A 14155-nucleotide genomic window follows, 5' to 3' on the forward strand; every position below is an offset into this window, starting at 1 on the left:
TTTTTAGACTGATTTATGCTTTAAAATTGCGTTACTAACCTTAAATAGAATAAAAATATAAATTCATAATAAACAGTGGTTTATGCTATATTTTAGTGGTGAGCATAAAAATAAAAAAAATCAATATTGAACTTGTGGATAAATAAAGCGCATAATGTCGCCCTTTCCCATCAAATAATAAGCACTTTTGCTGAAACTATGAGTGCGCAGACAATGTTAGGAGCAGTATAGGTGTATCAATCGGCATGGCAAAGTTGTCTAGAAGTGCTACAAGAAGAGCTTCCCACTCAACAATACAGTATGTGGATCAGGCCACTGCAAATCGAGTCTGCACAAGATACATTAACTTGCTACGCACCAAACAACTTTGTATTAGATTGGGTTCGTGAAAAATACCAAGGCCGAATTATTGAGCTGCTGCAACAGTATTGTGGTGAACATGCACCCAAGCTACGCTTTGATGTGGGCAGTAAACAAACTTTAGCTAAGCCACAGCCGCAAGAAACACGCAGTACACCGCAGTCAGTCAAACAGCCAGCGCCTCGAAGTAATAAAATTGCTCCCCCTGAAAGTATGATCAGTCGTGATGGCGGTTCAAGTGTGCGAGCTAACTATACGTTTGATAATTTTGTTGAAGGTAAATCAAACCAACTAGCACGTGCTGCTGCGACGCAAGTTGCTGATAATCCTGGTGGTGCGTATAACCCACTGTTTATCTACGGCGGTGTGGGGTTAGGTAAAACGCATTTATTACATGCTGTGGGAAATGGCATTATTGCACGAAAGCCTGATGCAAAAGTGGTGTACATGCATTCAGAGCGCTTTGTTCAAGATATGGTAAAAGCATTGCAAAACAATGCAATTGAACAATTTAAAAAATATTACCGCTCAGTTGATGCGCTGCTTATTGATGATATTCAGTTCTTTGCTAAAAAAGAACGTTCGCAAGAAGAATTCTTTCATACATTCAATGCCTTACTTGAAGGCAATCAACAAATTATTCTTACCAGTGACCGTTATCCGAAAGAGATTGATGGGGTGGAAGAGCGCTTAAAGTCACGGTTTGGTTGGGGATTAACGATTGTTATTGAGCCGCCAGAGTTAGAAACGCGTGTTGCGATCTTAATGAAAAAAGCGCAAGAAAAAGAAATGAAGGTGCCTGAGGAAGTTGCATTCTTTATTGCCAAACGTTTACGCTCGAATGTACGTGAACTTGAAGGTGCGATGAATCGTGTTAAAGCGAATGCAAATTTTACTGGCCGACCTATCACCATTGATTTTGTGAAAGAAGCGCTTCGAGATTTAATCGCATTACAAGACAAACTTGTTACTATAGAAAATATTCAAAAAACGGTAGCGGAATATTATAAAATTCGAGTTGCAGACTTATTGTCTAAACGCCGTAGCCGATCAGTAGCAAGGCCAAGGCAATTAGCCATGGCATTAGCAAAAGAATTAACTAACCATAGCTTGCCAGAAATTGGTGATGCTTTTGGTGGGCGAGATCATACAACAGTGCTGCATGCCTGCCGTAAGATTAATGAGCTCAAAGAGGAAAATCATGAAATTAAGGAAGATTTCCAAAACTTAATACGTACACTTTCTTCATAATCGTTTATATCAATTTCAATCAGTGGATATTTATATATGCAAATTACATTAGACAGAGACGCAATATTAAAACCTTTAATGCTAGTCTCAGGAGCGATTGAGCGCAAACATACGCTACCTATTTTATCTAATGTACTCATTAATGTTAGTGAGGGTTCACTATCGCTAACGGGCACAGATTTAGAAGTTGAAATGGTTGCAGCCTCTCAAATTGATGATATTAATCAAGAGGGCGCTATTACCGTTCCGGCAAAAAAGTTACTAGATATTTGTCGCAGTTTACCAGACGGTTGCCAACTAAATATTCGTGTAGAAAATGACTCACTGATTCTGCAAAGTGGTAAAAGTCGTTTTTCTTTGTCTACTTTACCTGCCACTGAGTATCCGAATTTAGAAAGCTGGGAAGGCGATATAGAGTTTCAAATTGAGCGTCAACAACTGCGTAAATTGCTCGATGCGACTCAGTTCTCAATGGCGAATCAGGATGTACGTTACTATTTGAATGGCATGTCGTTTGAGGTTGAAGGGCAGACATTAAGAACAGTGGCTACTGATGGTCACCGCTTAGCCCTTGCCACCTATCAGCTTAATAACGCTGTTGCAGAGCAACGCCAAGTGATTATTCCGCGAAAAGGCGTGCTTGAAATTATGCGTTTGCTTGAAAGTGATGACACATTAGTCACGGTTCAAATGGGCACTAATCATATCCGCCTTGTTGATAATCACTATGTCTTTACCAGTAAATTAGTGGATGGGCGTTTTCCTGATTATCGTCGGGTTATTCCACGCAATGGTGATAAGTTCATTACCGCAGATAAAGACGATTTACGCGCTGCATTTAATCGCGCTTCAATTTTGTCTAATGAAAAATTCCGTGGCGTTAGACTGAATGTAACAAATGGCGAATTACAAATTACGGCTAATAACCCTGAGCAAGAACAAGCGGAAGAATCGGTTGGTATTCAATATGCCGGGCCAGACATAGAAATTGGTTTTAATGTTTCTTATATTTTAGACGTGCTGGGCAATATTAAAGAAGAACAAGTTGTGATCACATTAATTGATGGTAATAGCAGCGCACTGATAGAAGCAGAGCAAAATAAAGATGCCATGTATGTGGTTATGCCAATGCGTCTATAGTGTTGAATTTTATAGTTAATGTGGCTTAGCGAACTAAACTTTCATCAATTTAGAAACTTACAGCAGCAAGTAATAACGCCAGTACGTGGCGTTAACTTTATTGTTGGTAAGAATGGAAGTGGTAAATCAAGTATTCTTGAAGGGATTTATTATTTAGCAAGAGGTCGCTCATTTCGTGCTACCCAAGTTAATAAGATTATCTCGCATGAGCATGATCACTTTGTATTATTTGGTAAATTAAATCAGGAAGATAAAGAAGTAAATCGCATTGGTATTAAGCGCGATGTAGCAGGTGGGTTAGAGGTTAAAGTTGATGGCGAATCGGTTAAAAGCTTATCGTCATTAGCAAGTTGTGTAGCAGTACAAATTGTTACACCAGACAGCTTTAACTTATTTTTTGGTGGACCAAAAGTAAGACGGCAATTTATTGATTTTGGATTGTTTCACGTGGAACACTCTTTTCATCAACTTTGGCTTACCTATACAAAACTATTAAAAAGCCGAAATGCTTTGTTAAAGCAACGTGTAATTAATAAAGAACAATACGAATACTGGGATAATGCATTAGCCGACACTGGCGAACAATTAACTCAGCTTCGTAAGCAGTATATGGATTCTTTATTTGAACAGCTTTCACAATGTTTTGAACAAATTATTTCTAAAGCCAACTTTTTAGAAGAAATAGACTTTAGTTTCTATCAAGGTTGGAATAAAGAACTGTCGCTTAAAGATGTTTTGAATGCTAATTTTGAGCGTGATTTGAAGTATGGTTTTACTCAGTCTGGTCCTCATAAGGCCGACTTGAAAATTCAATCACGCGGTTTAGCTATCCAAGATACTTTATCGCGAGGGCAGTTAAAGTTATTGTTGTACATCTTAAAGGTTGTACAAAGTAAGTATATTTATTCGTGCACCGCACGAGATACAATTTTACTGTTTGATGACTTACCGTCTGAAGTTGATGATGATAATAAAAATTTGCTGGCAGACTTAATGAAGTACAGTGCTTCACAAGTATTTGTCACTTGTATTGATCAAACTCAGGTTGCGGATATTCAAACAAAATTTAGCGTAAATAATGCAATGTTTCACGTGGAACATGGGCAAATACGTGGTTAATGGAAAAATAATATGTCTGAAAATAATTACGATTCTTCCAGCATTAAAGTTTTGAAGGGCTTAGATGCAGTAAGAAAAAGACCTGGAATGTATATCGGTGATACTGATGATGGCACTGGTCTTCACCACATGGTATTTGAGGTCGTAGATAACTCGATTGATGAAGCGTTAGCAGGGCATTGTTCTGATATCGTGATCACCATTCACAACGATGAGTCAGTATCAGTACGTGATGATGGGCGTGGTATTCCTACCTCTATTCATGAAGAAGAAGGTGTGTCAGCAGCAGAAGTTATTATGACGGTTCTGCATGCAGGTGGTAAATTTGACGACAATTCGTATAAAGTATCCGGTGGCTTGCACGGTGTTGGTGTTTCAGTAGTAAATGCTTTATCGACTAAGTTACAGTTAACGATCCGTCGCGAAGGCAAAATCCATGAACAAATTTACCGTCATGGTGTGCCAGATGAGCCATTAAAAGCGATTGGTGACACAGAAAGCACAGGTACTGAATTACGTTTTTGGCCAAGCCCTGAAACGTTTACAGACATTAAATTCCATTACGATATCTTGGCAAAACGCTTACGCGAATTATCATTCTTAAACTCTGGTGTTAGCATTAGGCTTCAAGATGAGCGTGATGATCGTAATGACCACTTCAAATACGAAGGTGGTATTCAAGCATTTGTTGAGTACTTAAACCAGAATAAAACGCCAATTCACCCTAAAGTATTCTCGTTCACGTCTGAGCGTGAAGAAGATGGTATTTCTGTTGAAGTGTCAATGCAATGGAATGACTCATTCCAAGAGAACATATTCTGCTTCACTAATAACATTCCACAGCGTGATGGTGGTACTCACTTAGCAGGTTTTAGAGCGGCATTAACACGTACACTAAATACCTTCATGGAAAAAGAAGGTTACAATAAAAAACAGAAAACCAGTGCAACAGGTGATGATGCGCGTGAAGGGTTAACTGCGGTTGTTTCAGTAAAAGTACCTGATCCAAAGTTCTCATCTCAAACCAAAGACAAGCTAGTATCATCAGAAGTGAAATCTGCGGTTGAAAGTGCAATGTCTGAGTACTTGAACGAATTCTTACTAGAAAATCCGCAAGATACAAAGAACGTTATTGGTAAAATTATTGATGCCGCAAGAGCGCGTGAAGCAGCGCGTAAAGCACGTGAGATGACACGACGTAAAGGTGCACTAGACCTAGCAGGTTTGCCAGGTAAATTAGCGGATTGTCAGGAAAAAGATCCTGCACTTTCTGAAATTTACATAGTGGAGGGTGACTCAGCGGGCGGCTCTGCTAAGCAGGGACGAAACCGTAAAAACCAAGCAATTTTGCCACTAAAGGGTAAAATTCTGAATGTTGAAAAAGCACGTTTTGATAAAATGCTATCTTCTCAAGAAGTTGCAACATTAATTACCGCATTAGGGTGTGGTATTGGGCGTGATGAATATGATCCTGATAAAACTCGCTATCATTCAATTGTAATCATGACCGATGCCGACGTGGATGGTTCACACATTCGTACGTTACTATTGACGTTTTTCTATCGTCAAATGCCTGAAATCATTGAGCGTGGTTATGTTTATATTGCTCAGCCGCCACTTTATAAAGTGAAGAAAGGCAAACAAGAGCGCTATATTAAAGACGATCCAGCGCTAACAGAGTATCTAACTACATTAGCATTAGATAACGCATCGCTACATGTAAATGATCAAGCGCCAGGAATTGCAGGCGAACAGCTAGAGAAAATGGTTAAGCTTTATCATAGTACATTTGCCACGATAGAGCGCTTGTCGCGTAAAATCCCATACCACATGCTAGAGCGACTCATTTATACCTCTACAATGACACTAGAAGACTGTAAAGATAAAGCAGCCATTGAACAGTGGTCGAATGAATTTGTTCAGTCATTAGTTGATATTGAGGTTGATGGTGCTCTTTATACTGCCGGTATTCACGAAGATACAGAGCGTAATTTATTTATGCCAAAAGTGACGATGCGCCAACATGGTATTGATCATGTTTATGTATTTAATCATGACTTCCTATCTTCAGCTGATTATGAAAATATTGGCACATTAGGTAAAGAAATCCATAACCTAATTGAAGAAGGCGGTTACATTAAACGTGGCGAACGTACTAAAGCCGTTAGCAGCTTTAAAGAAGCACTAGAGTGGCTGATGGCAGAATCTAAGCGTGGCTTGTATATACAACGTTATAAAGGACTGGGCGAGATGAACCCAGAACAGCTATGGGAAACAACCATGGATCCTGAAAGCCGTCGTATGCTTAAAGTAACGATTGAAGATGCAGTGGGTGCAGATCAGTTATTCTCAACGTTAATGGGCGATCAAGTAGAACCAAGACGTGCATTCATTGAAGATAACGCATTAAAAGTGGCTAATCTAGACGTTTAGTTACTGAATATTTGAAGTTTTATAGCTTTAAATAGTTTCTTGTATCGATAAAAAAAGCACTTTAAACAGTGCTTTTTTTATTCCTTTTATTTCAGTGTAAGAAAAACTAACAGGCATGAACTGCGATTTTCGACTCTGCTGGTGATGGCGAAGTCAGTATTTCGCCATCTAATAGTTTAAGCTGAGTTGTGGCTCTGTCTGCGTAGCGGGACTCGTGCGTTACCATGCAGATGGTGGTGCCTTTTTGATTTAGCTCGTCGAGTACATCCATTATTTGGTCACCCGTATTCGAGTCTAGATTACCCGTTGCTTCATCGACCAATAAGATAGCAGGCTCTGCGACTAATGCTCGTGCGATGGCAATACGCTGTTGCTGACCACCAGATAATTGGTTCGGTTTGTGCTGGCTTCGGTGAGTCATACTCACCATTTCTAGACATCTATTAACACGCTGCTCGATATCAGCGTTACTGAGCTTTTTGTTGCTATAACGCAAAGGCAGGGCAATATTGTCAAAAACGGTGATTTCATCAATTAGATTAAATGACTGAAATATAAAGCCAATTTTGCTATTTCTGATTTCAGCAGCATCATCAAGTGACAGATTAGCAACATTAGTACCTTCAATTATGTAGTCTCCGCCTGAGGGCATATCAAGCAGGCCTAGCAGTGATAAAAGTGTAGACTTACCACAACCTGAAGGGCCAGATATAGACACGTAGTCGCCCGCTGAAATGGTTAGGTTAACGTTTTTTAATGCGTGTGTTTCCATATCCTCAGTTTCAAAAACTTTGGAAATGTTTCTCATTTGAATTTTAATCTCGCTCATGATGCTGGTTCCTGCTAGTTAAATTTTTGAATTTAAGATTTTACGGTTAGCTCTAATGCGGTGTTTTTTTGGTTTGGTAAATCAGAAATGATAAACACATCATCCGCGTCTGCACCTGTCAAAATTTCGATATAACGACCCGCTTCGCGACCTAGTTTTAGGGTACGTAGTTCGGCTTTAGATATTTCACTGTTTAGGCGATAGAGAGCGATTTCACTAAAAGGCTGAGCATTAGCTGGGCGCTTGATGTAATACACTGCTTTTAATGTGTCAGCAATAATGGTTGCGTCTACGGTTAATTGTGGTCTGGCACTGGTTGGAAGATTGGCGGGCAGGGTGATCTCTACCTCTACCGTGTTATCTTCTACCATAGGGTTGATACGGGCGACTGTGCCAGTAATTTTGTCCTGCCGGGTGTTGATAATAGCGCTTTGTCCTACTTCAATGTGATGTATTTGGCTTTGCGGTACTCTAACGAGCGCGATGAGATCAGTAACACTGCCGATTAAAGCTACTTCCTGACCTGAGGCAAGACTTTGTCCAAGCTCTACAGATAACCTCTGTAATACGCCATTAAACCCCGCTTTTACTTCAAGTGCTTGTAAGCGTGACTGAGCAATATTCAGCTGACCTTGCCTTTGCTTAACAACTTCTTGTTGAATATTTACCGACTCTGCATGAACAAGTTTTAATTGCGCAATGCGTTGCTGAAGGATGCTGATACGTTTTGTTAGCTGGCGCTCTTCTAGTACAGACTCTTGGTACGCGAGCTGCGACACAATGCCTTTTTCAACTAACTTTTCTTCAGCTTGACGATTCAGTGATGCCGTTTCAAACAGCGCTATGATTTCTTCTAGACTGGCCGTTTCATTAAGTGTTTCACGCTTATTGTTGAGCATTAATTGGCGTAAATTCGCTTGTGCTTGAGCTAACTCTTGCTGTGCATTTTCCATTTCTTGGATCAGCTCAGGGTTTTCGAGGCGAACAATAACACTATCAACGGTGACGTTTGCGCCAGGCTTGAGCACAATCTCTTTCACGGTAGCTTGAGTCAATGTAGTAAGCAGTAACTGTTTATTTGAACTGAGTACGCCAAAGCCTTCCGTTTTGACTTCAAGATCCCCCATTACAACACGCTCTATTAAAATATCATCGCGCGATACTGAAACTGCGCCAGCCATTTTGATAGCCCAAATCAGCATCAGCACTAGTGCTGTCGAAACCACAATGATAAGTTGAAGCTTATAGTTAGCGAACAGCTTATGTTGTGGCTTTTTCTTAACTATATCCATTAAGTACTCCTGACGATTTCACGATGACTACTGACTACCTTTTAAAGAGTCGATAGGGCGGGCATTGATAATTGAACGTAGCGGCCAGTAACAGGCAACTAACGCCATCACACTAATCAACACCAGTGTTACCCCAAAGAGTGAAACCAGTTGAATGTTCACGTAACTGGCTAAATCCTCAGAAAAACCAAGATACAAAGCCAATATTACAAACATACTCACAACGATACCTATCGCTACGGCACCAGCATTATTTTTTATAATCAGATGGGTGATGTCTGCACGCTTGGCACCAATGGCAAGGCGTGTACCTAATTCGAGCTTGCGCATTTGAGTGGCATAACTAATAACGCCATATAAGCCAATAGTAGCCAGAAAGAAACTTAACATGGCTAATACAGCGCTAGTAATGGCGGTGGTGTATTGGGTAAATAATCGTTGATCGCGCAGTTCATTCAGGGTATTCATTTGTTTAATCACTAGCTGATTGTTTACTTGTTGCGTTAGGCTAATTACTTGTTCGCGCGATAAGCTTTGGTTTGGTTTAAGTTTGATCATGTAGCGCGTATCGGCTTCAGTGGTTAGCCTAAATGCGCGCATAGGAACGTCACTTTCGGTGGGCATGTATACGCCTTTTACTATACCGCTAACGGTTAAGGTAAGGTTTCTGGTAAATCTGATTTTGCTGCCGATTGCGCTCCCTTGTGGTGCTATTTCTTTGGCATAAACGTCATTGATGATCAGCAGGTTATTGCCGTCTTTAAGATCGGCTTCGCTAAATAAATCACCTTCAATAAGCGGTTGATTGATTAAATCAAAGTACTTACCGTCAACCGATTTAGTTTTAACCACGAAACGCTCATCAGTAGAGTCAATATTCTGGCCAGCCACTGCGGCATCATCAAAGGGTGTAGCACCTAGAGAGACAGCTTCAACTTGAGGCAGTTCCAATAACTTTTCTTTGAGTGCCAATACCATGGTCTTTTTCTCTTCATTGGTAACCTCATCAGCGGCATTAAGCGACAGTTCAAGCGATGTGATGTTTTCAGTATTAAACCCCAGTGGTTGGTTAATGGCTTTCAATGAGTCTTTCAACAACCCCATATTGACGAAAATTAGCACGGTTACAATGGCAACCTGAGATGTGATAAGGAAACGACGTACTTTTCTTGAAACCTGCACACCAGTCCCTTTTCCGCTAGACTGTAAAATCGTATTCAAGGCGCGGTAGTTAATCATGCTGGCACTTAGGCGAGCAAAGAATAAACCTAAACAAAGAGCAATAAGTAAAGCTGCGCTTAACGTGAAAGCGTTGATTGCTAACTCATCAACCCGAGGTAAGCGCTCAGCTAGATATTGTTGTAATACCCAGAAGCCTGCATTAGCGATTATCAGCGCCACGACAGATGAGATAAAAACCAGTAAACCAGACTGGGCAAACAAAGTTTGGAATAGGTGCTTTTTACTAGCTCCTATTGCTGCATGGATGGCTAATTGGTGTTGCTGCTCTGCAGTACGAGACATAAATAGGTTAGTGATATTGGCGCAAGCCACTAAGACCAAGCCTATTACACCAACTAACAGCAATAGCACGGTGCCTTGGCTATCGCCTAATATCGCTTCTTGAAATGATAATAAGCCCATCTTTGAAGACCACCCATTGAAAAATGCCATAGACTGAACATTTTCCTGCCATGTGCTATTTATCAAAGTGGTCAGTGACTGTTCTACTTGAGTTTGGCTCATCTCGCTGTTTAATTTGCCAACAAAGAATAATGCGCCATCAATCATGCCCCAAGCTGAACGTAATCTTTCAGCAGTGGAGTTATAGTCCCAAGGTAAAAATACATCAGAATTAATACCTTGCTGATAAATTTGCGGCTCGATGAACGATTTATCCATTACACCAACAATGCGGTAACTGGTATCGTTAAAGGTGACCGACTGCGTTAATATGTTGGGATCACCATGATATTGTGTTTGCCAGGCTTCATAACTCAATATTGCCACTGGGTTGAAGCTGTCTTTGCTTTCGGATTGCTCAAATGTGCGTCCCATTGCCATTTTACCGTCTACGAGCACAAACCAATCGGGCGTGATAAAGGTGGTGTTTACCATGGGCTGTAAAGGATGAGAAATCAGCACGTTTTCTTCATATTTTACCAGTGCTGATTGGCTAAATAGGGTTTGCTTGTCAAACAGATGCACTACGCCAGGGTAGGTATGAGAGCTGGCAACTTCCTCGTCCTTATCATTAAACAAGGTAAAGTTAACCTGATATAAATCTTGCTGATCGGGGTAAGGTAAAGGTTTAGCAATCAGTATGTAAGCCAAGGTTAGAATACACAATAAAGCGCCTAAAGTGATACCTAAAGTGGTAACGACTGCCACCATGAATCCCTTTTTTTCACTTAACCCAGCCCAAGCCTGCTTGAGTTGATACATGATATGGTTCATCTTATTATTCCTGTTTCTGTTTGCAGTGCGTAATGTAAACCCGCTTCATTTACAGTATTGGCGCGCTTTCACTCTAATCGTTCAGTTTATCTAAGTTCGTGAGGCTCAATTGCCTTTCACCTAGCAGTAACTTCAATTGCTGTGGGTGTATCTCAGGAGTGAATTGCTAATAACGTGCCAGCGTTGAATGCTTAACCGCTAATGTTTCTTTGTTTGTGCGATTAACGTACAACATGGCTTATAAATAAAGGGATTCAGGGTGATTGGATAGTTAGAGATGTTGCATTGGTTCATTGCTATGCAGGGTGTATTAGTTGTGTTTACTTAAAAATAATAGCGCGCTTTCGATTCGATTTACCGATATCGGACTGTTACCGTCCGATATCGGACACGTTATTCAGTCACCACGTTCTAACATCCTTGCTATTGAATCTTGATGATTTTCAATGGTAGTGTGATCTGGACAGTCACCCCATTGCCATGATTATTTTCTAAGCGGATATGACCTTGATGTTGTTCAATAATATTGCGACAAAAGCTCAGTCCAATTCCTTGGCCATCTTGCTTGGTAGAAAATAAGGGAACAAAGGCATTTTCTGGATTGGCAAAACCATGGCCATCATCAACCACTTTCATACAGCTTTTGTGTTTATCTTCACTAAATTCTAGGCTCACCGTTTTGGCACCTGCTTCGTAAGCATTTTTGATCAGGTTGATAAGTACCTGCTCTAAAAGGGATTGATCTGCCCAAATGAGTTTGGCCTTTAATAAGATGGTTAGGTTTTGTTGGTTAAACAGTCCTTTTAACCGGCCAGCCAGTTGCTCTGTGATTATGTGCTGGTAGTGTAAATGGATGCCTTTCGTTAATGATGCGTAGCGATTAATAAAGTCCTGCAGGTGCAAACAGCGCTCAGAGATAAGGCCTAGTGCATCTTTGTCTCTGTGATTAGTCGCACGTTCCGCTAAACTTTCTGCAATACTAGAAACGGGAGTAAGGGAGTTGCGGATTTCATGACCCATCACGCTGATCATTTGTTGCCAAGCTTTTACCTGACTAGTTCTAACGGCCGACTCAATATTAGTAAACACTAATAATTGATGCGCTATTCCCGCATCAATAAAGCTGCTTTGGCTAATTTGCCACTGCTGTTTCTTTTGTTGCTCTTGCGATTGTAATTGCCAGCCTCCTTCATCTTTAACTAGCCCAAGCATATTTGAGGAGACGTGACGAAACATTTGCCAATGTTGGCCTTCGTAAAGGTGGCTAAACGCACCGTTAGCGTAGGTGAGCTGATCTTTCTGGTTGAAAACCAATACTGGGGTATCTAGTTGGTCAATAAGCTGATATACCAAGAACGCGTGCTGATCGTAGCGCTTCTTTTTCTCCGCAAGGTCTTCACTCAAGTTCCGAAGTTGATGATGAAACTTGCCAACAATGCCAGTGGGAAATTCCGCTTTTGCATACTGCTTGTAGTCTTCTTGACGTACGGCCTCAAGGTGTAGCAATGCGCGACGGAAACTGCACATGACGTTGGCACGAAACACCTTAATCGCATAGATGCAAGCAATGGTTAAACTTGAGGTAATCAGCACGATTTGCCACGTTAACAACGCTAATTGCGACAGTAGAACATAATTCAGCAATAAAAATAGCATGGCGAATAGGCTAAGCCATAAGGTAATAAAGCGTTCAAGGTTTTTACCTTTGAATGTCGTCATACTTTTCTAAACGGCGATATAAGGAGGATTTAGTAAGCCCAAGTAATTTTGCAGCGTGAGTCATATTATTATCAGTATTGTTCAGTGCTTTTTTAATAAGTGCTTTTTCTGCCTGTTCTAATGTCATCATGCTAATAGAATCTTGGCTGTTGCTGGCAGGTGAACTTGAAAGTGGCAAGTATTGCTCTGTTATTTCACTGCCTTTAGCCAGTAAAACTGCTCGCTCCATCAAGTGGCTTAACTCTCGAATATTACCCGGCCAATGGTAACCAGTTAAATTTTGTTTAGCTTGCGTGTTTAGTGAAAGCGCGGGTTTTTGGTATTTTTGCGTATAAATATCAATAAAATATTCAGCGAGTGGAACAATATCTGCTTGTCTTTCTTGTAAAGACGGTACACGAAATTCAAGGGTGTTCAGACGATAATACAAATCTTCACGAAACGCTTCGTTAACGATGAGTTTTTTAAGATCGCCGTTGGTGGCGCTAATAATACGAGCGTGCATTTGTTGAGTTTGACTGGAGCCTAAGGCTTCGTATTGACCTGACTCTAACACCCGCAATAACTTTGCTTGTTGCGAAAGTGGGATATTCGCAATTTCGTCAAGGAACAGTGTGCCATGCTTGGCTAATTCGAATCGACCAATTCTATTACTCTTGGCATCCGTAAATGCGCCTTTCTTATGTCCGAACATCTCACTTTCAAACAAGTTCTCAGAAATGGCTCCCATATTCACTGATATAAACGGCTCTGTACTTTGTTTTGACAGCTCATGTACTCTTTCAGCAATAAAACTTTTACCTGTGCCGTTGTCGCCAGTAAGCAGAATATTTACGTTGGTATTAGCAACGCTTTCAATTTCAGCAAACAGTTGTAACATACTGGGAGAGCGCCACTTGTATTCAAGTTTGTTAGTCGGTTCTAGGCGTTGTTGCAGCTTTTGGTTTTGAACTTGTAAATTGGCGAGCGCTAATTGCTGTTTAATGATTTGTTGTAAACGCTGATTTTTCCAAGGCTTCTCAATGAAATCTCCCGCACCTAATTGCATGGCTTTTACGGCAAGTTCTACATTTGCCCACGCGGTCATTGCTACTACTGGGATCTGAAACTCTGATGTCGCTAGCCAAGATAAAAATGCGAGTCCTTCTTCACCAGAGGTGGTATCAAGGGAGAAATTCATATCCAGTAAAATTAAATCGACGCTTTCTTGTTTGAGCAGCGCGCGAGCTTCATCGGGGCTGCTCGCCTGAAGTGGGCAATAATCATTGTCCTCCAGCACAAAACTTGCGCTTAAGAATATGTCGTGACGATCATCAACGATCAGGATGCGTGGTTTATTCAAAGCAATCTTTAGTCATGTTATAACAGCGAATACGGCTACAATGAAATTCATCATACACCTGTCTGCAATTTTAAGTCCATCATGCATAGGCATTTTTCTTGATTGCTGTCATTTAGAGCCTACTTGTATTGGCCAATCTGATATTTGATGCACAATAAGTAAGCGAGGCGCTACAATTTAGCCTTGGCGCAAGGTATACTTGCTGCCAATTTT

General features: G+C 40.7%; 9 protein-coding genes. 4 read left to right on the forward strand and 5 right to left on the reverse strand.

Annotated elements, in window-relative coordinates; genetic code table 11:
* Positions 1-231 precede the first annotated feature (231 nt).
* Genes dnaA through gyrB form a run of 4 tightly spaced genes read left to right on the forward strand, consistent with a single transcriptional unit; the run spans position 232 to position 6303 of the window.
* A complete protein-coding gene (dnaA, locus tag HUU81_RS00005; protein WP_199610148.1) occupies positions 232-1611 on the forward strand; it encodes a chromosomal replication initiator protein DnaA in 1380 nt (459 codons plus the stop codon).
* 36 nt (positions 1612-1647) lie between these two features.
* Entirely contained in the window at positions 1648-2751 is a 1104-nt protein-coding gene (gene dnaN, locus HUU81_RS00010; RefSeq protein ID WP_199610149.1) for a DNA polymerase III subunit beta, read from the forward strand.
* A gap of 18 nt (positions 2752-2769) precedes the next feature.
* Positions 2770-3870, forward strand: a complete 1101-nt coding sequence (recF, locus tag HUU81_RS00015; RefSeq protein WP_199610150.1) for a DNA replication/repair protein RecF — start codon at positions 2770-2772, stop codon at positions 3868-3870.
* Between the two features lie 12 nt (positions 3871-3882).
* The gene (gene gyrB, locus HUU81_RS00020) at positions 3883-6303 is read left to right on the forward strand and encodes a DNA topoisomerase (ATP-hydrolyzing) subunit B (RefSeq protein WP_199610151.1); all 2421 of its coding nucleotides are present in this window, start codon (positions 3883-3885) and stop codon (positions 6301-6303) included.
* A 106-nt stretch (positions 6304-6409) separates the two neighbouring features.
* Here gyrB and HUU81_RS00025 read toward each other — a convergent pair whose 3' ends face one another.
* The 5 genes from HUU81_RS00025 to HUU81_RS00045 all read right to left on the reverse strand — a co-directional run bounded on the left by HUU81_RS00025 (position 6410) and on the right by HUU81_RS00045 (position 13942).
* On the reverse strand, positions 6410-7132 hold the full coding sequence (locus HUU81_RS00025) for an ABC transporter ATP-binding protein (RefSeq protein ID WP_199610152.1): 723 nt from the start codon (positions 7130-7132) through the stop codon (positions 6410-6412).
* A 32-nt stretch (positions 7133-7164) separates the two neighbouring features.
* The gene (locus HUU81_RS00030; RefSeq protein WP_199610153.1) at positions 7165-8424 is read right to left on the reverse strand and encodes an HlyD family secretion protein; all 1260 of its coding nucleotides are present in this window, start codon (positions 8422-8424) and stop codon (positions 7165-7167) included.
* A 27-nt stretch (positions 8425-8451) separates the two neighbouring features.
* Positions 8452-10881 carry an ABC transporter permease gene (locus HUU81_RS00035; protein WP_199610154.1) on the reverse strand — a complete coding sequence of 810 codons (2430 nt, stop codon included), beginning with the start codon at positions 10879-10881 and terminating at the stop codon, positions 8452-8454.
* A gap of 423 nt (positions 10882-11304) precedes the next feature.
* On the reverse strand, positions 11305-12600 hold the full coding sequence (locus HUU81_RS00040) for a sensor histidine kinase (RefSeq protein WP_199610155.1): 1296 nt from the start codon (positions 12598-12600) through the stop codon (positions 11305-11307).
* Positions 12581-13942 carry a sigma-54-dependent transcriptional regulator gene (locus HUU81_RS00045; protein ID WP_199610156.1) on the reverse strand — a complete coding sequence of 454 codons (1362 nt, stop codon included), beginning with the start codon at positions 13940-13942 and terminating at the stop codon, positions 12581-12583. The genes HUU81_RS00040 and HUU81_RS00045 overlap by 20 nt, the downstream gene beginning before the upstream one ends.
* Positions 13943-14155: the final 213 nt, after the last annotated feature.

This window comes from Flocculibacter collagenilyticus, assembly GCF_016469335.1.
Taxonomy (GTDB): Bacteria; Pseudomonadota; Gammaproteobacteria; order Enterobacterales; family Alteromonadaceae; genus Flocculibacter; species Flocculibacter collagenilyticus.

Excerpts from the sequence above, each read along its gene's own strand:
- dnaN (WP_199610149.1), top strand. The coding sequence starts at position 1,648 with ATGCAAATTACATTAGACAGAGACGCAATATTAAAACCTTTAATGCTA.
- recF (WP_199610150.1), top strand. The coding sequence starts at position 2,770 with ATGTGGCTTAGCGAACTAAACTTTCATCAATTTAGAAACTTACAGCAG.
- gyrB (WP_199610151.1), top strand. The coding sequence starts at position 3,883 with ATGTCTGAAAATAATTACGATTCTTCCAGCATTAAAGTTTTGAAGGGC.
- HUU81_RS00025 (WP_199610152.1), bottom strand. The coding sequence starts at position 7,132 with ATGAGCGAGATTAAAATTCAAATGAGAAACATTTCCAAAGTTTTTGAA.
- HUU81_RS00030 (WP_199610153.1), bottom strand. The coding sequence starts at position 8,424 with ATGGATATAGTTAAGAAAAAGCCACAACATAAGCTGTTCGCTAACTAT.
- HUU81_RS00035 (WP_199610154.1), bottom strand. The coding sequence starts at position 10,881 with ATGAACCATATCATGTATCAACTCAAGCAGGCTTGGGCTGGGTTAAGT.
- HUU81_RS00040 (WP_199610155.1), bottom strand. The coding sequence starts at position 12,600 with ATGACGACATTCAAAGGTAAAAACCTTGAACGCTTTATTACCTTATGG.